The organism is Corynebacterium sp. LaCa_282 (assembly GCF_057198125.1).
In genome coordinates this window covers 1033139-1053486 of record NZ_CP191095.1, presented here as the reverse complement: position 1 = coordinate 1053486, position 20348 = coordinate 1033139, and the positions used below count along the sequence as shown (strand labels likewise).

The following is a 20348-nucleotide window of genomic DNA, read 5'->3' as shown; positions in this document are numbered from 1 at the left end:
AAAACCATGAGTCGGTTCCACCTCTGCGGCCGCGCTAGCGCGGTGCCCACGCTTGCCTAAAACAGCCCAATCGCGCCATCGGGAGGCGTCAGGCCGAGGTGTTGCCAGGCGGCGGCGGTGGCGACCCTGCCCCGCCCAGTGCGCGAAATCATGCCGGCGCGAACCAAGTACGGCTCACATACCTCCTCCACGGTGGAGGGTTCCTCGCCCACGGCGATGGCCAAGGTATTCACACCCACCGGCCCGCCGCCGTGGCCGTTAATCAGGGCATTGAGGACGGCGCGGTCTAGTCGGTCCAGACCCATTTCATCGACGTCGAATACCTCCAGCGCCCCTTGTGCTGCGGACAGATCGATGCGTCCGGTGCCGTTGACCTCTGCATAATCGCGCACGCGGCGCAGCAGGCGGTTGGCAATGCGCGGGGTGCCGCGCGAGCGGGAGCCGATTTCCACGGCGGCATCGTCATCGATGGCAACGTCCAAGATATGCGCCGCACGCTTGATCACGCGGTTGAGATCCTCGGTGCTGTAGTACTCCATCTGGGCGGTAAAACCGAAGCGATCCCGCAGCGGACCGGTGAGCATCCCCGCTCGCGTTGTCGCACCGACCAACGTAAACGGCGGGATCTCCAAGGGAATCGAGGTAGCACCCGGCCCCTTGCCCACGATGACATCGATGCGGAAATCCTCCATGGCCATATAAAGCATCTCTTCGGCGGGCCGAGCAATGCGGTGGATCTCATCGATAAAAAGCACGTCGCCTTCCATGAGGTTCGAGAGCATCGCCGCCAGGTCGCCCGCCCTCTCCAGCGCCGGCCCAGAGGTCATGCGCAACGAGGTGCCGAGTTCCTGCGAAATGATCATCGCCATCGTGGTCTTACCCAGACCGGGCGGCCCCGATAACAGGACGTGATCCGGGGTGACCCCGCGGTTCTTCGCGCCGGTAAGCACGAGGGAGAGCTGCTCCCTTACCTTGGGTTGCCCAATGAATTCCGTCAGAGACTTGGGGCGCAGGGAGCGCTCGATATCGTGTTCTTCGGCGTGAGCGGTGGCTTCCACATCACTATTGTGCTGGGATTCGTGCGCCTTACTCATCCCCTCTGGGAGGTTGAACTCGGTGCGCTCAATATCGGACATGCTGTAGCCTTTGTGTCTTCTTGACGTCGTATTCTTTTAGCCCTGCTTACCCAACTGGGCCAGGGCCGCACGCAGCAAGGTTGAGGTATCCGCCGCAGGGGCTTCGGCGTATGCCGCCTCCACCACGGGGCGAGCCGCCTTCTCAGTAAACCCTAGGCCCAAGAGGGCTTCAGTGACACTATCGACAACTGGGCCACCGGCACCTGTTGCCTCCGACGCAGCATCGGGCACGGGAGTTCCAGCAAAGCGCTTTACCTTATCCTTGAGCTCCAGGGTCAGGCGTTGGGCCATGCGCTTGCCGACGCCCGGGATAGACTGCAGCGCCTTCACATCCTCCCCGCCAATCGCTGCGGCCAGTTCTTCTGCCCCCATGACGGATAACGCGGCCAAGGCGAGTTTGGGCCCCAAGCCAGACACAGATTGCAGCACTTGGAACATTTCGCGGTCATCGTCGCTGGTAAAACCGTATAAGGTCAATGCGTCTTCCTTGACTACCAAGGTCGTGAGCACAAAAGCGGTTTCTCCGCGGCGCAAGGTTCCCAACGTCTTTGCGGTGGCTAAGAACTTATAGCCCACCCCGCCGCATTCAATAACGCCGTGGTCTAAACCAATGTGGAGGACTTCTCCCCGCAATGCCGCAATCATTTTCTACCGTGCCTTCCTACCTGTGTGCGCTTTCAACATGACCTAATAATGAACAAACTTAACCTGTGGGGGTGTGGCGAGCTAAGGCTGAACACCCTTCCCCCGCCCGCGGACGCCGCTGGTCTTTGCGCCGAGCCCTAAACCGGTACTATCCATTCTCACGATCGCTGGCGCCCGCCAGCAGTGGCAGACGGCCAGCGCCAATGCATCCGCCGCATCCGCCGGCTTGGGCGGCTCCGTAAGCCCCAGGATACGGGTGATCATGGTCGTCATTTGCTTCTTATCCGCGCGCCCATTGCCAGAAATAGCCTTTTTCACTTCGGATGGGGTGTACATGTACACCGGAATATCCCGCTCGGCGGCCGCGAGTACCAGAACCCCTACGACGTGCGCGGTCTGCATGACGGTTGAGACCTGGCCGCGTTCGAAGACGCGCTCTATGGCCACCACATCCGGCGAATAATCGTCCATCCATTCCTTGGCCGCCACGGATAGCCGCAAAAGCCGTTCGGTCAGATCCTTATCGCTGGGAGTCCGCACCACTCCCACGGAGACGGGAAGGATCGCGCGCCCGCGCCCGGCTTGAACTACGGACAGGCCACAGCGGGTGAGCCCGGGATCGATACCCATCACGCGCATGCCTTCGATACTCACATCCGCCCACTCCCGTTCCGCGGCCTCGTCGTTACCAATCTTGCTTCCCTATTATGTCTTACACACACATGTTCTACAACACGGCGAGAACTTAGGACCCTAATAGAGCACAATAAAAAGCCCGGCGCCGACATCTCCGCATCCGCGAAGAGCCGCCACCGAGCTAGTGCCTAATAAGAGCAGTATCCTTACTCTGCGTTGAGCTCCGCTAGGACCTCATCGGATAGGTCCATATTGGTATATACGTTCTGGACGTCGTCGGAGTCTTCCAAGACATCGATGAGGCGGAAGATCTTCTTCGCGTCATTAGCCTCGAGGGGAACCTCAACGGAAGCACGGAAATCATTATCGGAGTCATCGACCTCGATGTCAGCTTCCTTGAGAGCCTCCTTGACGGCCTGCACATCCGTGGGGGCGCAGACGATCTCGAATTTCTCGCCCTGGTCTTTAACCTCTTCGGCGCCGGCATCGAGGACCGCCATCAAGACGTCGTCCTCGCTCAGCTCGCCCTTTTCCACCAAGACATAACCGGTGCGGGAGAACATATACGCAACCGAGCCGGATTCGCCCAGGTTGCCGCCATTCTTGCTCATCGCGGTGCGGACATCGGTAGCCGCGCGGTTGCGGTTATCGGTCAAGCATTCAATCAGCATTGCGACACCGTTGGGGCCATAGCCCTCGTACATGATGGTCTCCCAGTCGGCACCACCGGCTTCTTCACCAGAACCGCGCTTGCGGGCGCGTTCGATGTTGTCATTGGGGACGGAGGCCTTTTTGGCCTTCTTAATCATGTCATCGAGCGTTGGGTTGGCCGCAGGATCACCACCGCCGGTTCGCGCCGCCACTTCAATGTTCTTAATGAGCTTGGCAAATTCCTTGCCGCGCTTGGCGTCATTGGCAGCCTTCTTGTGCTTGGTAGTTGCCCATTTTGAGTGGCCTGACATTAAGTCCCTTTCTAATTGGGTTCTAAATCTGTTTACAATTATACGTGCCCTGCACGAACTGGGAAAAGCGCCCCCAGGATACGCAAGCGTTTCTAGACGTTATGCCAATTACCGTGGGCGGAACCGCTGCCTAGGTTCTCATCGAGGAACCGCGTCAAGCCCTCCTGATTGACCAGCGCAACGAGATCGCCCTGTTCAGTGAATAATTTACCGCGCGCGATAGCCGTGCCTTGCGACGCTGTGGGCGATACCTGCTCATAGAGCAACCACTCATCCACACGGAAGGGGCGGAGAAACCACACCGCATGGTCAAGGCTTGCCAACTGGATCTTCTCCCCCTGGTGCGGAATAAGCGCCGACCGTATGAGGGTCATATCGGACATATACGTTAGGGCGGCGCGGTGAAAGTCGGGGTCGCTTCCAAGCTCGCCGGTATTGCGGAACCAAATATGGCGGTATCCGGCACCGGTTACCTCCGCGGCGGCATCATCGCGGCCTTCATCGGGGACCAAACGGATATCCCAATCGGTCCACTCCTTCAAGATGATTCGGGTGGAATAGGGCGCCCCGCCACCGCGGCGCGCGGCTTCATCAGGGCTTAGTACCTGCGGTGCCATATCCTGATGCTCGGGCCCTGTATCACCATCGCGGTGGAAACTAGCGAGCATGATAAAGACGAGGCGGCCATCTTGGATGACTCGAACCTGCCGGCTGGCAAAGGAACGGCCATCGCGCAGCCTTTCCACCCGCAGCTCCAGCGGCTTTTTCGTATCACCCGGTCCAACGAAATAGCCGTGGAGGGAATGCACCTGCTTATTATCTACAGTCCTTTGCGCCGCGGCTAGCGCTTGCGCTGCCACCTGCCCGCCAAAGGTGCGCTCAATCTGCGAGGGAATCGCCGGGCCAGAAAAGACATCCGCTTCTTGGGTGCCTTCTAATGCCAAAACCTCAGAAATGGTGCCCACAGTCATCCTTCCTTATGCGCCTACTATGCGCTATATCACGTAACTTCTTATCTGCCTTGCCACCCTACTCCCTAGCCGGTCCAACCCCAGTGGCTAGCAACCTGATTCGAACTACCCACTGCCCAAATTTTTTCCTAGAATCTTTTGGGTGAAAAGAATCGCGTCAGTTCCTGCAGTATGGGTGGGCTGGGTTCTCGCCCGCTTGGTATTGGTCTATTTCTTGAAGCTCGACCACAGTGCACGCGGCGATGTCGCCTATTATTTCGCTGGGCTTTATGGCGACGATCCCACGCTAATGACCGAATACCCCCATGCGGGAACGTGGCCCACCATCATCTTAAGTTGGTTTACCGGCGGGGACCGCGGCGTGTTTTACATCGGCTTTACCATCATGACGCTGCTTGTCGATGCCACCTTCCTCGCCCTCCTGCTGCGCCACCACCAGCGCAATAAGCGCGTTTTCCTCGCAGGCTGGTTCTGGGTCTTCTTCGGCACGTCCGCAGGTCACGTCTTTGTATGGCGCCTCGATATCTTCCCCGCGGTCGCCGTCGCCGGTGCCGCCGCGCTCCTTATTTTTCATCCCAAGACCGGTGCCGCCCTTTTGGGCTTCGCCACCACCATGAAGCTCTGGCCAGGCGTCCTCGCCGCCGGGCTGGTGGGGCGGTTTAATAGCGCTAATTCCTGGCTCCGCCTGGTGTCCTTTTTCGGCTCCGTCGCAGCCCTATCAGCGCTAACGGTTGTCACCTCCGGCATGGACCGGCTCCTTTCCCCGCTGGATTATCAGGGGGTGCGCGGGCTCCAACTCGAATCCATTCCGGCGACATACTTGCTCTTGCAGGCGCACCTCAACCCAGGTAAATGGCATTTAGGTTATGCACCGTCCAAGAGCTTCGAGATTTCCGGCCCGGGCGTGGATACCGCCATCATGTGGAGCACCGTCGCTACAGCCGGGATGCTGGTATTCGCCTTGGGCTGGGCTCTATACCGTTTCTTCGCCGGAGGGTGGACCTCGCGCACCACCGTCGCCTTCTTCACCCTTATGGTGCTGCTGCTCATTGCCACCAATAAGGTATTTTCGCCCCAGTACATCATCTGGCTCGGCCCGCTATTCGCGGTGGTCGTACGCCAACAGCTCCCCGCCGGGTTCGTCCCCATCAAGATCTGCCAGGGCCTTCTCGCTGTATGCGCGGTCGCCGCCGCTGCGCTGGGCACCTACGTCTACCCGTTCCACTATGACTACCTGTGGAAGTACGTGGGCGCAGACCTTACTCCGGTCTACGTAATCGTGGCCCGCAACGTGCTCATCCTCCTCATGGTCCTCATCGCGCTCATTTGGTTCATCCTTGAGATAAGCCTGTCGCGCCGCATAGAAAAGGCCATCGTGGCAGCAAGCGGCCTGGAGCAAGCCCAGGAAGCCGCCGCAGAGCCCGCGCCCTCACCAGATACCGGGCGAATCAACGTTCCGGGCTCCGACACCGCCGATGCCGATGCCGACGCCGATCCTGACGCGAGCACCGATGTCACCACGCAGGTGCCGCGCGGCTAGATTTTCAATCTGCCAGCATGTAGTCGAAGTACTCGGGTAATTTAGCGGTTCCGCCGAGGTGGAAAAAGCGCACCGCTGGGCGCAGGCGCAGCGCGCGCGTATCGCTGACCGCCTCGTTATAAAAGCGATGCGCCAACTGGATGCGGCCTTCTGCATCCGCCAAGGCGGCCGGGCGCTGGCCTACCGGAAAATCGCGCACAATGGCGGCCGAAAGCTCGCGCTCTACCATGGTGCGGGCTTGAAAATGCCCTTGCGAAAGCTCCGTGGATTCGGCCTTTTGCGCCAAGGCGGCAAGATCCGGGGAGACCGCCGCCGTTACCGCCGCGCGCCGGTCTAGTGCCGCCTGCAGCTGCGCCAGTGCGGCATCGGTGCGAATGTGCAGGAAGTTTAGCCGCTGCGCGGTAAAAATGGCCCACGATCCTAAAAGTATGAGGATGACGAGCGCAATGGTAATCTCAATCCCCATCATCGCTTCTCCCTTACCTTCGTGCCATCTTGCACCGTTTCATAAACCTGCATGACCGCCGCGGCAACATGGTCCCAGTCATACATCTGGGCGCGTTGGACGCCATTGCGCACCAAGCGCCGCCGGTAATCGCCATCATCCAAGACCTGGTTCAGCACGCGCGCCAAATCGGAGGCATCGCCGGTGCGGAAAAGCGCTCCCGCGGGTTCATCAGATTCCGCGTTGCACACCGCGCGAAAGGCCTCCAAATCGGAAGCCACGACGGCGGCACCGGCGGCCATGGCCTCTACCAACACGATGCCAAAGCTCTCCCCGCCCGTATTCGGCGCCACGTAAACATCGGCCCGGCCTAAAACCTGTGCCTTTTCTGCATCGCTGACGCGCCCGACAAAGTCCACGCCTTCGACCTCGCGGGCGCGGCCGCCGCCCATAATGGTGACGCGAATATTCTTGTTGACCTGGCGCAATGCGGCTAACAGGATATCCAGCCCCTTCCGTGGCTCGTCGAGGCGGCCGAGGAAGACGACCTCGAGTGGGGCATCGGCAAGCGCGGGCTGGCTTTTCTTGCGCGCAAGCGCATAGACGGAGGTATCGACGCCGTTGGGGATCAGGACGGGATCGCCGCCCAATTGCTCCACCTGCCAACGCCGGGCCATGTCCGATACCGCAATGCCGCCGCGAATCTTTTCCAAAAAGGGCATAAGCAGCGGCTTTGCCAAGGTGAGGATGAGGGAATTGGCCGCCGAGGCGTGGTACGTCGCCACCATCGGGCCGTGTGCCACGGCCAAGGCGGTCATGGAAAAACTCGGGGAATTGGGCTCGTGGATATGCAGGACATCGAAATCCCCGTCCTGGATGAAGCGCTTGACCTTGCGGGTTACCTTTGGCCCCACCGACAAGCGCGCGACCGAGCCGTTATACGCAATCGGGAAGGCTGGGCCGCCCTTGACCACGAAATCCGGCAGCGGCGTGGACTCCGCGGCGGGCCCAAGGACCTGGACAAAGTGGCCCTGTTCTATGAAAACGGTGGCTAGGTCAAGGATATGGGCCTGCACGCCACCGGGTTCGTCAAAAGAATACGGGCAAATGATACCGATGCGCATTAACGGGAACGTTCCTTTCGCGCTTGCCGGCGCCGTTCCACATCCTCATTCCATTGCGGCTGCAACATGTGCCAGTCTGCGGGGTGGCGCCGGATATTGGCCGCAAACCCATCCGCCATGCGCTGGGTGGTCTCCTGCACATCGGTGACCTCTACTTCCGGAGACACCGATAATCCCCAGCCGTCGCCTTCAAACCAGGAGTGCACTACGTGGAGCGCCGCGCCGGTTTCGATGGCTAGCTGCGCAGGACCTGCCGCCATATTGGCTTCCTCGCCCATGAAATCTACCGTGACGCCGCTGCGGGTGATATCGCGCTCTGCCAATAGGCAGACCACTCGACCCTCCTCAAGGGCCTCCTTCAGCCGCGCAAAGGGCGTAGCCGGCCCACCGGTAAGCGGCAGGACTTCAAAGCCTAATTCCTCGCGGTAATCTACGAAGGCATCAAAAAGCACCTCCGGCCTTAACCGCTCTGCCACGGTGGTAAATTGCCCGTAATGGCCCACCAGGAAAACCCCGGCCATATCCCAATTGCCGGAGTGTGGCAGCGCCAGGATCACGCCGCGGCCAGATTGCGCGGAGGCATCAAAGTGCTCAAGGCCCTCCAGGCCGCCCATGAGGCGCTCGTGCAGCTGGGGATCGGAATGAATCGCGGGAAGGCGAAACGCCTCCATCCAATAGCGCATATACGAGCGCATGGAATCGCGCACCAATTCACGCGTGACGTTTTCTGCCCCCACCACGCGGGTGAGGTTTCGTCGCAGTCCATCCATGCCGCGCCCGTTATCGCTCGCGAAATCCGCGACCCACCGGAAGATGGTGCGCGCTACCGGCTGGGGCAACCGGCGAACTACCTTCCAGCCCGCCAAATACCCAGCGGCTGCTACGTCTTCTTTATCCCACATGGTGGCCGGATCCTCCAGAAAAGTGTGTGCGCAATCCACGAACTAGCCGGAACGATAGTCCCCCGCTGCGCCCAAGGTCGCTTAAGTTATACTCCGGCATCTTGGCGCGCTGCAATGGCAATGCGCTGGTACACGGTAAAGATTGAGCCAACCGCCAAGATCCACAGCGATACCGCCGCGGCGTACTCTACGCCCAGGCCCTCAAGGCCGATTCCGCCCAGCGCCAAGATGAGGCGCTCCGGGCGCTCAATCAGGCCGCCCACCATGGTGAAACCGGAGGCCTCTCCCCTAGCCTTGATATAGGAAATGACCTGGGAGCAGACCAACGTAATGAGGCAGGCCGCCACGGTCCATTTTGACGCGTCTGCGGTATACACCAGCCACCAGGCGATGGCGCAGAATAACGCGCCATCGGTAATGCGGTCGCAACTGGCATCCAGCGTGGCACCGAAAGCGCTCGATTTACCGGTCAGGCGCGCCATGGTGCCATCGAGCATGTCAAAGGCGGCAAAGAGGCCGGATAATACGGCGGCGATAAACAGGTGACCGGTAGGAATGAGGATCACCGAAATGGCGATGGTCACAATAGTGCCTACAACCGTGACCACGTTGGGAGTCAATCCCAACTTTAAAAAGGTCTTGGCTATAGGTTCCACCACCACGGCGGCGGGCTTTCGCCCATGCACGCTAAGCACGCGAGTCCTCCTCTTCCATGTCACGCCAACCCTCTGCCAAGACACGACGGGTGTCTTGCAGTAGTTGCGGTAATACCTTAGTCCCATCGAGGACAGTCATAAAGTTACTATCCCCGGGCCACCTTGGCACCACATGCAAATGCAGGTGGTCTCCCACCGAGCCGCCGGACGCGCGCCCCAGATTAAAGCCCACGTTAATGGCCTCTGGGCGTGACACGCGCTTGAGCACCCGCACCGCCTTTTGGGCAAAGGCCATGAGCTCGTGGGATTCTTCCTCGGTGAGGTTTTCCAGCTCGGATTCCTTGCGGTACGGCACCACCATGAGGTGGCCGGCGTTATAGGGAAACAGGTTGAGCAGCGCATATACCGTTTCACCCCGCGCGATGATGAGCCCGTCCTCATCGCTGCCCTTGGGCGCTTCCACGAAGGGATCCTCGGACCGCTGCGCGATATAGGCCATCCGGTACGGTGCCCACAGTCGCTCCAACCGGTCCGGCTCACCGGCACCGGTATCGACGAATGTTTCCTCGCTTTGCCCCTTCTGCGGATTAGCGCCGGGCACGAATGAGCTCTTCTGTCGGCTGCTCGTTGGTGCGCTCTGCTACCCACGTGGAGATGAGCTCAACGGCTTCATCGACCGGCACGCCGTTGACCTGCGTGCCATCCAGGAAACGGAAGGAGACCGCACCGGCTTCCACGTCGCGGGCGCCGGCGACCAGCATGAAGGGCACTTTGCCCGTCGTGTGATTGCGGATCTTCTTCTGCATGCGGTCATCGGAGGTATCTACATCCGCGCGAATGCCCTTGCGGCGCAGCTTTGCGGCGACGCCCTCCAGATGCGGCACGAAGTCATCCGCGACTGGGATGCCCATGACCTGGTGCGGTGCCAACCACGCTGGGAATGCGCCCGCGTAGTGCTCAAGAAGCACACCGAAGAAGCGCTCGATGGAGCCGAAGAGAGCACGGTGGATCATGATCGGGCGCTTCTTCGTGCCATCGGATGCGGTGTATTCCAGCTCGAAGCGCTCCGGCAGGTTGAAGTCCAGCTGCACCGTGGACATCTGCCAGGTACGTCCAATGGCATCGCGGGCCTGGACGGAAATCTTTGGCCCGTAGAACGCGGCGCCCTCAGGATCAGGAACGAGCTCGAGCCCGGATTTTTCTGCCACGGACTGCAAGATGGCGGTCGAGCGCTCCCAAATCTCATCGGAGCCGACGAACTTATTGGGATCCTTGGTGGAAAGCTCCAAGTAGAAATCGGAGAGGCCGTAATCCTCAAGCAGCGAGATAATGAAGTCTAGAACCTGGGTGAGTTCTTCTTCCAGCTGCTCTTCGGTGCAGTAAATGTGGGCATCGTCCTGGGTAAAACCGCGCGCACGCGTCAAGCCATGCACCACGCCGGACTTTTCGTAGCGGTAGACCGTACCGAATTCGAAAAGGCGCAGCGGCAACTCACGGTAGGAACGGCCGCGGGATGCGAAGATCAGGTTGTGCATCGGGCAGTTCATCGGCTTGGCGTAGTAGTCCTGCGGTTCCTTGACCGTATTTCCCTCGGCGTCATACTCGCCATCGAGCTGCATCGGCGGGAACATGCCATCTGAGTAGAAATCAAGGTGGCCGGATTTACGGAAGAGGTCGCCCTTGGTGATGTGCGGGGTATTGACAAAGGAGTATCCCGCCTGCACGTGGCGGTTGCGGGAGTGGTTTTCCATCTCCATGCGCACGGTCGCGCCATTGGGGTGGAATACGGGGAAACCGGAACCAATCTCATCCGGGAAGGAGAAGAGATCTAGTTCCTGGCCCAAGCGGCGGTGGTCGCGCTTTTCTGCCTCTTCCACCATGGTCTGGTAGGCAGCCAATGCGTCCTTGGACTCAAAGGCGGTGCCGTAGATGCGCTGCAGGCCGGCGTTGGCCTGGTCACCGCGCCAGTAGGCGGCGGACGACCGAGTCAGGGCAAAGGCTGGGATATATTTCGTGGTGGGAACGTGCGGGCCGCGGCACAAGTCGAACCATTCCACCTCGTTGGTGCGCGGGTTCACGTTGTCATAGTGCGTCAGATCGCCGGCACCCACCTCAGCGGCCTCATCGGAATCCGGGTCCACGTTGCCCTTGTCCTGGATAAGCTCCAGCTTGAAGGGCTCATCCTGCAAGGCCTGTTCCGCCTCTGCCGTAGACGCATAGGTGTGACGCTCGAAGCGCTGGCCTCCCTTGATGATCTTCTTCATCCGCTTTTCCAGGTTCTTGAGATCCTCCGGGGTGAAGGGCTCAGCGGTCTGGAAATCGAAATAGAAGCCGTTTTCAATGGACGGGCCAATGCCCAGCTTGGTGCCGGGGAACTCGGCCTGTACGGCCTGGGCCATGACGTGGGCGCAGGAGTGGCGAATGACGGCGCGGCCATCTTCCTCACAGGCGGCTACCGGGACAAATGTCGATTCCTCATCCGGGGTGTGCGAAAGGTCATACAGGGTACCGTCCACGCCGCGGACTACCACGACTGCCTCTGGACCCTTATTGGGAAGGTTCAGCTCGCGGAGGGCCGCACCAACCGCTTGCCCGGCCGGCACGGTGAAGGATTCGTAATTTACCGGTGCTGCGGGAATAAGTTCCGCCATATTCGCGCTCCTTTTTGCGCTCGCGCAGATACGGCATACCTGGCCGCATCCACTAGTTAAATTTACGGATCGTCATTCTACAGGCCAGCATGCGTGCAAAGCGATTCCGCCCACCACGTTTCTTTGCCATCGCTGCCTTTGGTTCCCGGCGGGCAGAAATACATTGCCGAGCCAATATGGGTCAGCCACTCATTCAGCAGGTCCGCCTCATCAAGGCGCGCCTGAATGGGCTCGAATTGCTTGGTGGGATCCTGCTGGTAACAGATGAAAATCTGGCCAATATTGGATAGTTGGCCATCCTTGCCATCCGGCGGCAATTCGTAGTTATAGGGCCGGCGCAAGATCTTTTGCTCCGGGTGGTCCTTCGGCGCAGTCGCCCGCGCCATGTGGGAGTTCTTATCGATGACCGGCAGGCCATACTCATCCGTGGCCTTAAAGTCCGCCTCATCGAATTCCTTATCACCCGTAAGCGGTGCCCCGTTTTCCAGCTTGCGGCCCACCGCATTTTCACGGGAGGAGCGGTCCAGCTTTTCCCAGGTATCGAGGTTCATGCGGATGCGGCGCACCACCATGGCCGCACCACCCTGCTGCCACTTCGGGCCATCCTCGATCCAGACTTGGTCAGCGAATTGTTCATCGCCGCGCGGGTTCACGGTGCCATCTTTTTGGCCAAACATATTGCGCGCGGTCGCGCCCTTTTCGTGGCTGCCGTAGGCGTTGATAAAGCCCTGCTGCAGCCAGCTAACTTCGGCATAGTGCTCGCCAGAGCGCACCATGTGCCGCAGCGCATAGGTATTCATCAGCGGGTCATCGCTGCAAATCTGCAGGACGATGTCAGTTTGGCCCCACTTGTCATCTAATTGGTCGCGGGAATAGGCGCGGACATCGCCAAGCCACTTCGGCTTATCCACGCCCAGCAGGGAGAAAATGCGCTCGCCCAGCCCACACGTAATGGTGAGGTTCGCAGGCTGGCGCACCATTTCCGGTTCCAAGGTCCCCAACGGCGGCTGGCCCGTGCACAGCGCTCGCGCGTCCTCAGTCCACAGCTTCATGAGCCGGGCAAAGCCCTGCTTGCCGATGCCCCTTTTAAGATCAAAGCCCACCAAGTTCAGGTGCGCTTGCTCCGGCGTGTCAATCCCGGCCTGGTGTGGCCCGTCGAAAGCCACGGTGGCATCGGCAAGCGGGGGCTGCTCCTCCGCTTCAGCGTGTGGTGTTGATTTATCCGAGTTGCATCCCACCAGCGCAATGGCGCTGGTAGACACTGCAGCGCCGGTGAGAAATCCCCTTCTGCTGAATCCCGTCATGATTAGTGCTTGTGGTTTTCTTTCTCGTCGTCCTTGCTGGAGTGGTCGTGACCGGAGTGGTCGTGGCCAGAGTGATCGTGACCGGAGTGGTCATGGCCGGCGTGATCGGAGTGATCATGGCCTGCGTGACCGTGGTCCATGCCCTCCATGTCGCCGTAGTCCTCATCGCCAGCACCCATGGTGCGGGCCTGGATGGTGCCCAGGTCAAGCTCCTCGCCGTCAGACAGGGTGACCGTCATCTCGAGCGAATCACCAGGCATGATGCCTTCCTTCATGCCCATCAGCATGAAGTGGTCACCGCCAGGAGCAAGCTCGTGGCTCTCGCCGGCCTTGACAACCAAGGGGCTGGACTTTTCGCGCATCTGGCCATCGACGGTCTCGTGAATCTGGTTCATCTCTGCGTCCAGGCTCGTGGAGAAACCGGTGATCTCGATGTCTTTATCCGAGTGGTTGACCAACGTACCGAAGATGGCGGTCATGTCCTTGTCTTCGTTGGCGCGGACGACGGCGTCCTCGAAGGTCAGGTCCTTATCCGCTGCAGCGGTAGATTTACTGGTTTCTGCGGTGGAAGAAGCGGCCGAAGTCGACTCCGAGTTGCTGGAATCGCTCTCGTTATCCGGGGAGCAACCAGCAAGAACCAGGGCGCTGAGGGATACGCCGGCAATCAGGTGGGAAATTTTCTTAGTCATTATTTGTGACCTTTCGAGTCGTTTCGACGGGTTTTAGCAATCAGCAAAGCCAGAACGGCCGCTATGGCCAGCACACCGCCCACTGCCAGGATGATTTTCACCGACGTGGGCATATCGCTTGAAGAATCTGCATCTGCAGCGTCGGTGGAGGAAGCATCATCGCTATCCCCACCTGTGACCGTAAATGAGACCCCACCGCGCGTTGCGTGTCCATCCGAGGAGGTGATGTTGTAGCCCACCTGGTAGTTACCTGGGCCGGGATCGACATCATCTGGAGTTGTGATCGTCAGATCGCGTTCATCGAGCTCCGGCTCCTGGCTAAAGATCTGTTCCCCAGTGTCCTTATTGGTTACCGCAAAGGTGTTGAACTGGTCTTTAGGGATGCCGGAGAACTCCAGGGTAATTTCCTCAGGAAACTCCTCGAGCTGGTCGCCCTCCTTTACGGTTCCGCCCACGACGGAATCGTGCGCCAGTGCTACGGGTGCGGATCCGCCCGCGATAAGCGCGGTAGCTCCCACTGCCACTGCCGTGCGGCGCAACCAAGGTACGCGATGGCTCATTTTCAGCTCCTTCAGTTCTGAATTTTGCGTGTACATGCAAAGACATCCTAATCCCACCGAATGCCTTGGTGACAATCGTGGTCATCAGGGTGTCTCTATCAATAGTCGGGAACCATATCCCCATAGTTCCGCACCGAAGCGAAAAAGTCTGCGATCTCTATCACTACAGAAGCTTTGAGATTGCCGCATGCAAAAAGCCGCCTTGCTAACAAGGCGGCTTGAATGGAGCGGATGACGAGACTCGAACTCGCGACCCTCACCTTGGCAAGGTGATGCGCTACCAACTGCGCTACATCCGCAGGTAAATCAAAAGATTCACCAAGGGCAACAAGATGACCCTCGTGCGCGATACTGGGATTGAACCAGTGACCTCTTCCGTGTCAGGGAAGCGCTCTCCCACTGAGCTAATCGCGCCTAATGCCCGAAGGCATTAAGACGTTGAGGTGGAAACGGGAATCGAACCCGTGTGCACGGTTTTGCAGACCGTTGCCTCACCACTCGGCCATTCCACCGTGGCGATACCGCCTCACACAATACAGTGCTGGAGCGGATGACGAGACTCGAACTCGCGACCCTCACCTTGGCAAGGTGATGCGCTACCAACTGCGCTACATCCGCATGCGAAACCAGGCCCGGTTTCTAGGACAAAGTCCTTGTGCGCGATACTGGGATTGAACCAGTGACCTCTTCCGTGTCAGGGAAGCGCTCTCCCACTGAGCTAATCGCGCGCTATTCATTTAGTTCCACTTTCCTTGGTGGCATAATACCCTCTAGAAAAGCGTGGAGCGGATGACGAGACTCGAACTCGCGACCCTCACCTTGGCAAGGTGATGCGCTACCAACTGCGCTACATCCGCATCGCGCCGCAGTGCTTAATGCTTTGCGGTGCGTGAACAAACATTATCGTGCTCCCTGCTAGTTTCCAAATCCCCAGCCCAGCACACCTATTGCGCGGCGTAAATCACTCACTTATCGACGGTGTGAATTGCAGGGTTGTCATTTAACCCGCGCGCTCACCTTCCCAGACATATCCGCTTTAACCCCACCTTCCGCGCCCTCCATCCAGCCAATTAGGAAAATGGAATGCACCGGGTGTAGATTTATCCCCCGCAAGGTCCTATAGCTCAGTGGGAGAGCGTTCCGTTCACACCGGAAAGGTCACTGGTTCAATCCCAGTTAGGACCACCACCGCCCACCTAAGCTTAATTTCGTTTGCTTAGATGGGCTTTTCCCATTCAAGTAGGCTTTTTGGCTTATCTGAGTAAAGTGTCCACCCGTGTTGTGGATACTTTTGGGAATTCTTGCTGGTCTGGTTTTACCGATACAAACGCTGGTTAATACTCGCCTTCGCGCCTCCACCGGTACCCCGTTTTCCTCCTCGATGATTTCCTTCGCCGTAGGAACGGTAACCCTGCTCATCGTGGCCACCGCCGTGACCGGCGGTAACTACGGCATTGCCCAGGCTTTTAACGAGCCACTCTGGATTTGGTTCGGCGGTTTGCTGGGCGTTGTCGCTTTGACCGGAAATATTCTTCTCTATCCGCACCTAGGCGCGGTACAGACTGTGGTCTTACCCATTGCCGGGCAAGTCATCATGGGTCTCATTGTTGACCACTTCGGGCTCTTCGAGTCCCCTCAATCTTCTCTCACAGCAGTGCGTGCCATCGGTGCCATTATCGTGCTTATCGGCGTGATTGCGGTGGTAGCTACCCCGAGCGCTGCAACAAGTAGTGAGGATTCCGCGACCGCCCTGTGGCTCTGGCGGCTCGCCGGGTTTATCTTTGGCTGTTTTACCGCTAGCCAATCCGCTATCAACGGACATCTGGGCCAAGTCACGGGCTCCCCAGTCAGTGCTGCGCTGGTATCTTTCGCCGTCGGCGTTACCGCCCTGGTCATCGTCAATATCGTGTTGCGCTGGCGCCCCCGCATCGAGCGCCCGGAAGGAAAACCTAACCCGTGGTGGATGTGGATAGGCGGTGTATTGGGCGCGCTTTTCATCTTCGGCAACGCCGCCCTCGTTCCGCAGATTGGTACTGGCCTCACCGTCGTCGCCGGCCTGCTTGGCTCGATGCTGGGCTCGCTCATCATTGACCGCGTAAGCGGCGCCCCCATTAAGTCCCGCCAGGTCCTTGGCATTGCCCTGCTCTTAACCGGTGTTGTGCTCATTCGGCTGGTGTAGTTAACGGGGGCCCTTCAGGCTCGCACAACCATTACACTGGCAGAACATGGACATAGCTTCGCTTTTAGGGCCCGAGCCCACTCACCTACCCGCCCTCCGGGCCAATATGGTTTCTACCCTCACCGGGTCTGCCACCATCAACGACCTTTCTGAGGCCATGGGCAATGACACCGACGGAAAGCTTTTCCAGGCCCTGCGTGGCTGGGCGGACGTTGTTTTTGTGGGTGGGCAAACGGTCAGGTCAGAAGATTATTCGGGAGTAGAGCAACACTCTCCCGATTCGCCTCCCGCTCCCATTGCCGTACCCACGCAAAGCTTGAAGTTTGAGCCGGACTCGAAATTCTTAACCCACTTCACCACCGCCCCGCTCTTCCTTGTCCCCCACGCGGCGCTGCAGAACCCGGAGGTGTCCGCGAGGAAAGGTCCTCTTGAGGCGGCAGGCGCAGAGGTAATCGATGCAGGTGAAGGCACCATGCAGGACTACCTCCGCGTATTGCGGGAGCGGGGATTTCAGCGCATCCTTTGCGAGGGTGGGCCAGGAATGCTCGGCCAGCTGGTGCATATCGATGCCATCGACCAGATGTATCTCACCTTGGATCCCCACCTGTCCACCGGCGTGGAAAAGCCCGTGGCTACCTTTCATGGCACGCACTCCCACCGCCGAATGCACCTAGAAAATATTGCCGCAGATACTGATAGCACGGTGTTTCTGCGATACTCGCGCGCGTCTGAACCCGTAGACTAAAAGGTCGTGTCTGCTCGAATAAACGCCGCCGCATGGCCTATTGCCGTACTCCTTGTCATTCAGCGCGTTTTCATCGTCGCGCGCAATGGGACGCTGACTGATGATTTCACCACGGTCTATAGCGCGCTAAGGCGCATGGTCGACGGTATTCCGGTGTATGAGCAGGCCTATAACCATGTGGATCCGTTGTATCTCTACACCCCGGGTGCAACGCTATTCCTATCGCCTTTAGCGTGGCTCGATTTTGGCCCAGCGCGCGGGCTTTTCATCGTGGTCAATGCCCTTGCCATCATTGCCGCATTAGCACTGCTGCCCCACGTGGTGGGAAGAAAGCTCACCTCGCCGGTGTTTCCGGTCTCTATCGCTTTAGCCTTCGCCACCGAATCTGTCACCAATACTTTGGCGTTTACCAATATCAACGGTGTGCTCTTATTCTGCATGGTGCTTTTCCTGTGGGCTTTCTTAGAGGCTGAGCGCACCCCGCAGCTCGCGTGGGTTTCCGGCATAGCCATTGGGCTAGCCATTTTGATTAAGCCCCAATTCGCGCCCCTCCTCTTCTTGCCCCTAGTCAAGCTGCAGTGGCGCAACCTCCTCGCGGGGCTGGGGATTCCAGTGGTGCTTAACCTCCTCGCGTGGCCCCTGGTGCCCGGTGCAAGCGGTTACCTGGACAAGCTTGTGCCCTATCTGTCCACGACCCGCGATTATGCCAATTCCTCCTGGGCGGGATTACGCGCCTATGTGGAATTTGGACCAGTCCTCTACTGGGTGGTGTGGGTAATCTTCGCTGCCTTGATCGGCTGCGCGGTGCTTGGGCTATTGCGGTGGCGACAATCCGAACCGGTGTTTTGGGCGCTGACGACGAGTGGCGCGATTATGGTGGGGATCTTCTTCTTGTCCTCGCTAGGACAGCAATATTATTCAATGTGGCTATTCCCGCTGATATTCACCGTGGTCCTGCCGCGCTCGGTCTTTCACTCAGTGGGCGCATGGGTGGCCGCGTTCCTGTTCTTGGCGCCTGTGTCGTGGACATCGCACGCGCACCCGGATGCTGGGCGGTGGATGAACTTCTTCTCCGGCACCGTGGGATGGAGCCTGCTCATCGTCATCATCTTCGCCTGCGTTGCCGGATGGTGGCGTGCAACGCAAATAAAGGATTAAACTTAAAGTCATGACTGATTTTAAGCTCATTGCTGATGCCGACTGGCAAAAGCGCCTTAGCCCCGAAGAATATTACGTATTGCGCGAAGCTGGTACGGAGCCTCCGCACGTGGGCAAATACACCGATACCACCACAGAAGGTGTCTACTCCTGCAAGGCCTGCGGCGAGGAGCTATTCCGTTCCACCGAGAAGTTCGATTCCCACTGTGGTTGGCCTTCCTTCTTCTCCCCGCTAGCCGGTGACAAAATTATCGAGCGAGAAGATAACTCCTTGGGCATGCGCCGCATCGAGGTACTATGCGCCAACTGCGAGTCCCACTTGGGCCACGTTTTTGAAGGCGAAGGCTACGATACCCCGACTGACCTGCGCTACTGCATCAACTCTATTTCCTTGAACCTGGAAGAAAAGCCCATCGAGGAAAACTAGGATTTCACTACCACGCGCAGTGAGATCAAATGACAGCGCTGGGAGCTCGCTCCAGTAAAGGGTGCTCCCAGCGCTGTTTTTGTTTCACATCTTAAGGCAAAACCTTAATGAGTTCTGCGATGTCCTTCACGCGGCGTCCGGTGTGGAAAGGAATTTCCTCGCGGACGTGGTGGCGGGCTTCGGTATAGCGCATCTTATACATCAGGTCCACGATGCGGTGCAGCTCGTCGGCCTCAAAGGCTAGCACCCACTCATAATCCCCAAGCGCGAATGCCGGCACAGTATTGGCGCGCACGTCGGGGTAGTCGCGTGCCTGCATGCCGTGTTCCATCAAAATGCGGCGGCGCTTTTGTTCGTCCATCGTGTACCAGTCATACGAACGCACGAATGGATAGACGGCAATCCACTCCTTGGGCTCTTCCCCCATGATGAAGGAAGGCAAGTGGGATTTATTGAACTCGGCCGGCCGGTGCAAGGCGTTTCCAATCCAGGTCACCTCGCTTACCTGGCCCAAGGTGGTCTCCCGGCGGAAATCGCCAAAGGCTTTTTGGATATCGGAAAATTCCTCAGCGTGCCACCAGATCATGAAGTCTGCAGAATCGCGCATCGCGGTCAGATCGTAGACGCCGCGAACGGTGACCTTATTGTCCTTTTCTAGCTCCGCAAAGAATTCTTGGGCTTGGGAGATGATCTCCTCGCGCTCGGTGCCCAGGCCGCCTGGGATCACCTTAAAAACGGCGTGTTGGGAGTACTGCTGTACCTCGTTGAGTTCCTTGAAATCGAGCTTCGCCATTGCCTTCTCCTTTGCAGAAGCTTATTCGAATATTCGGACATATCCATCATAAGTTGGAGTTACACCGATTGTCATCCCGCTCCCCTGTGTGCCTCCCACTATCGGCGCGCCTCCGCCAGCTCAAGGTAGCGAAACTATAGCTTTATCAAGGTGAGTAATTCCGAATCGACCACGCCCAGCGCCGGTAAGAATGCCGGAGGCAACTCCGGAGATGGTGCAGCCTTTACCTCCTTACACCGCAACGACGAGGCACAAGAGCCGACGACGCCACCGGCTTTTACTCAGGCGGTAGAGTCCATGCACGCGGCCACTCTTCGCCCTGAGATTAGCCTCGGGTCCATTCGCCCACCGCAGCGGCTAGCCCCCTTTAGCCACGCCATTGGCCTTGAGGTGGGCACGGAAGAGGAGCCCGATATTATCGCCACCGATTCAGATGGCGATGCCTTCGGACGCCTCATCCTCCTCCATGACCCAGGCGCGGAAGAAGCCTGGGAGGGCGCGATGCGCCTAGTGGCGTATATCCAGGCCGATATGGATGATTCGGTAGCAGGAGATCCGTTGCTGCCCGACGTCGCCTGGCAGTGGCTCAATGAAGGCTTAGAAAAAGAGGGCGCGGAGCTTACCAACCTCGGCGGCACCGTCACCTCCACCGCCTCGGTCCGCTTCGGAGAGATCGGCGGTCCCCCGCGCGCTTATCAGATTGAAATGCGCGCATCGTGGACCGCGGAGGGACTAGATTTAGCGCCGCACGTGCAGGCCTTTGCACAAGTATTAGCCAACGTCGCGGGCCTGCCGCCTGAAGGCGTTACTGAGCTCGGCCGCTAA

At 58.9% G+C, this 20348-nt stretch carries 21 protein-coding genes and 7 tRNA genes; 7 read left to right on the top strand and 21 right to left on the bottom strand.

What is annotated here, in order from left to right; all coding sequences use genetic code 11:
• Positions 1-56: 56 nt before the first annotated feature.
• The 5 genes from ruvB to ACP8KU_RS04920 all read right to left on the bottom strand — a co-directional run bounded on the left by ruvB (position 57) and on the right by ACP8KU_RS04920 (position 4350).
• On the bottom strand, positions 57-1136 hold the full coding sequence (ruvB, locus tag ACP8KU_RS04940) for a Holliday junction branch migration DNA helicase RuvB (RefSeq protein WP_484484086.1): 1080 nt from the start codon (positions 1134-1136) through the stop codon (positions 57-59).
• Between the two features lie 36 nt (positions 1137-1172).
• Positions 1173-1781: a Holliday junction branch migration protein RuvA gene (gene ruvA, locus ACP8KU_RS04935; protein ID WP_023017402.1), complete on the bottom strand. Its 609-nt coding sequence runs from the start codon at positions 1779-1781 to the stop codon at positions 1173-1175.
• An 81-nt stretch (positions 1782-1862) separates the two neighbouring features.
• Complete coding sequence (gene ruvC / locus ACP8KU_RS04930) at positions 1863-2435, bottom strand: crossover junction endodeoxyribonuclease RuvC (protein WP_284610172.1); 573 nt, start codon at positions 2433-2435, stop codon at positions 1863-1865.
• A 188-nt stretch (positions 2436-2623) separates the two neighbouring features.
• Positions 2624-3379, bottom strand: coding sequence for a YebC/PmpR family DNA-binding transcriptional regulator (locus tag ACP8KU_RS04925; RefSeq protein WP_023030649.1), 756 nt, complete (start codon positions 3377-3379; stop codon positions 2624-2626).
• A 92-nt stretch (positions 3380-3471) separates the two neighbouring features.
• Positions 3472-4350, bottom strand: a complete 879-nt coding sequence (locus ACP8KU_RS04920) for an acyl-CoA thioesterase (RefSeq protein ID WP_484484085.1) — start codon at positions 4348-4350, stop codon at positions 3472-3474.
• 142 nt (positions 4351-4492) lie between these two features.
• Here ACP8KU_RS04920 and ACP8KU_RS04915 point away from each other — a divergent pair, with 142 nt between their 5' ends.
• Positions 4493-5890, top strand: coding sequence for a DUF2029 domain-containing protein (locus ACP8KU_RS04915; RefSeq protein ID WP_484484084.1), 1398 nt, complete (start codon positions 4493-4495; stop codon positions 5888-5890).
• A 4-nt stretch (positions 5891-5894) separates the two neighbouring features.
• Here the strand turns inward: ACP8KU_RS04915 and ACP8KU_RS04910 are convergent, their stop codons facing one another.
• The 15 genes from ACP8KU_RS04910 to ACP8KU_RS04840 all read right to left on the bottom strand — a co-directional run bounded on the left by ACP8KU_RS04910 (position 5895) and on the right by ACP8KU_RS04840 (position 15078).
• On the bottom strand, positions 5895-6356 hold the full coding sequence (locus tag ACP8KU_RS04910; protein ID WP_284610260.1) for a hypothetical protein: 462 nt from the start codon (positions 6354-6356) through the stop codon (positions 5895-5897).
• Entirely contained in the window at positions 6356-7459 is a 1104-nt protein-coding gene (locus ACP8KU_RS04905; RefSeq protein ID WP_484484083.1) for a glycosyltransferase family 4 protein, read from the bottom strand. Before ACP8KU_RS04905 ends, ACP8KU_RS04910 begins: the two co-directional genes overlap by 1 nt.
• Positions 7459-8361: a phosphatidylinositol mannoside acyltransferase gene (locus ACP8KU_RS04900; RefSeq protein WP_484484082.1), complete on the bottom strand. Its 903-nt coding sequence runs from the start codon at positions 8359-8361 to the stop codon at positions 7459-7461. Before ACP8KU_RS04900 ends, ACP8KU_RS04905 begins: the two co-directional genes overlap by 1 nt.
• An 86-nt stretch (positions 8362-8447) precedes the next feature.
• A complete protein-coding gene (gene pgsA, locus ACP8KU_RS04895) occupies positions 8448-9056 on the bottom strand; it encodes a phosphatidylinositol phosphate synthase (protein WP_005278979.1) in 609 nt (202 codons plus the stop codon).
• Complete coding sequence (locus ACP8KU_RS04890; RefSeq protein ID WP_005283324.1) at positions 9049-9618, bottom strand: HIT family protein; 570 nt, start codon at positions 9616-9618, stop codon at positions 9049-9051. The genes pgsA and ACP8KU_RS04890 overlap by 8 nt, the downstream gene beginning before the upstream one ends.
• The gene (gene thrS, locus ACP8KU_RS04885) at positions 9605-11668 is read right to left on the bottom strand and encodes a threonine--tRNA ligase (protein ID WP_005278975.1); all 2064 of its coding nucleotides are present in this window, start codon (positions 11666-11668) and stop codon (positions 9605-9607) included. Before thrS ends, ACP8KU_RS04890 begins: the two co-directional genes overlap by 14 nt.
• A 77-nt stretch (positions 11669-11745) precedes the next feature.
• Entirely contained in the window at positions 11746-12972 is a 1227-nt protein-coding gene (locus ACP8KU_RS04880; RefSeq protein ID WP_126319173.1) for a Dyp-type peroxidase, read from the bottom strand.
• Positions 12973-12974: 2 nt separating this feature from the next.
• Positions 12975-13661 (bottom strand): copper chaperone PCu(A)C, encoded by a 687-nt coding sequence (locus ACP8KU_RS04875; RefSeq protein ID WP_023017393.1) that lies wholly within the window; start codon positions 13659-13661, stop codon positions 12975-12977.
• On the bottom strand, positions 13661-14221 hold the full coding sequence (locus tag ACP8KU_RS04870; RefSeq protein WP_484484081.1) for a copper resistance CopC family protein: 561 nt from the start codon (positions 14219-14221) through the stop codon (positions 13661-13663). The genes ACP8KU_RS04875 and ACP8KU_RS04870 overlap by 1 nt, the downstream gene beginning before the upstream one ends.
• Before the next feature lie 223 nt (positions 14222-14444).
• Positions 14445-14520: transfer RNA gene (locus ACP8KU_RS04865), tRNA-Gly, on the bottom strand.
• A gap of 43 nt (positions 14521-14563) precedes the next feature.
• Positions 14564-14635, bottom strand: a tRNA-Val gene (locus ACP8KU_RS04860).
• 27 nt (positions 14636-14662) lie between these two features.
• Positions 14663-14733 (bottom strand) — tRNA-Cys (locus ACP8KU_RS04855).
• Between the two features lie 30 nt (positions 14734-14763).
• Positions 14764-14839, bottom strand: a tRNA-Gly gene (locus tag ACP8KU_RS04850).
• Between the two features lie 38 nt (positions 14840-14877).
• Positions 14878-14949: transfer RNA gene (locus ACP8KU_RS04845), tRNA-Val, on the bottom strand.
• Between the two features lie 53 nt (positions 14950-15002).
• Positions 15003-15078, bottom strand: a tRNA-Gly gene (locus ACP8KU_RS04840).
• A gap of 256 nt (positions 15079-15334) precedes the next feature.
• On the opposite strand from ACP8KU_RS04840, the gene ACP8KU_RS04835 reads away from it, so the two are divergent.
• From ACP8KU_RS04835 to msrB, 5 genes are all read left to right on the top strand, one after another.
• A tRNA-Val gene (locus tag ACP8KU_RS04835) sits at positions 15335-15409 on the top strand.
• Between the two features lie 88 nt (positions 15410-15497).
• Positions 15498-16400: a DMT family transporter gene (locus ACP8KU_RS04830; protein ID WP_237800534.1), complete on the top strand. Its 903-nt coding sequence runs from the start codon at positions 15498-15500 to the stop codon at positions 16398-16400.
• A gap of 46 nt (positions 16401-16446) precedes the next feature.
• Positions 16447-17145, top strand: a complete 699-nt coding sequence (locus tag ACP8KU_RS04825; RefSeq protein ID WP_284905757.1) for a pyrimidine reductase family protein — start codon at positions 16447-16449, stop codon at positions 17143-17145.
• A 6-nt stretch (positions 17146-17151) separates the two neighbouring features.
• Entirely contained in the window at positions 17152-18303 is a 1152-nt protein-coding gene (locus ACP8KU_RS04820) for a glycosyltransferase family 87 protein (protein WP_484484080.1), read from the top strand.
• Positions 18304-18313: 10 nt separating this feature from the next.
• Complete coding sequence (gene msrB / locus ACP8KU_RS04815) at positions 18314-18730, top strand: peptide-methionine (R)-S-oxide reductase MsrB (protein ID WP_005283348.1); 417 nt, start codon at positions 18314-18316, stop codon at positions 18728-18730.
• A 91-nt stretch (positions 18731-18821) separates the two neighbouring features.
• On the opposite strand, the gene hemQ is transcribed toward msrB, so the two are convergent.
• Positions 18822-19523 carry a hydrogen peroxide-dependent heme synthase gene (gene hemQ / locus ACP8KU_RS04810; protein WP_023017388.1) on the bottom strand — a complete coding sequence of 234 codons (702 nt, stop codon included), beginning with the start codon at positions 19521-19523 and terminating at the stop codon, positions 18822-18824.
• 150 nt (positions 19524-19673) lie between these two features.
• Here hemQ and ACP8KU_RS04805 point away from each other — a divergent pair, with 150 nt between their 5' ends.
• Positions 19674-20348: a DUF3000 domain-containing protein gene (locus tag ACP8KU_RS04805; RefSeq protein ID WP_284642690.1), complete on the top strand. Its 675-nt coding sequence runs from the start codon at positions 19674-19676 to the stop codon at positions 20346-20348.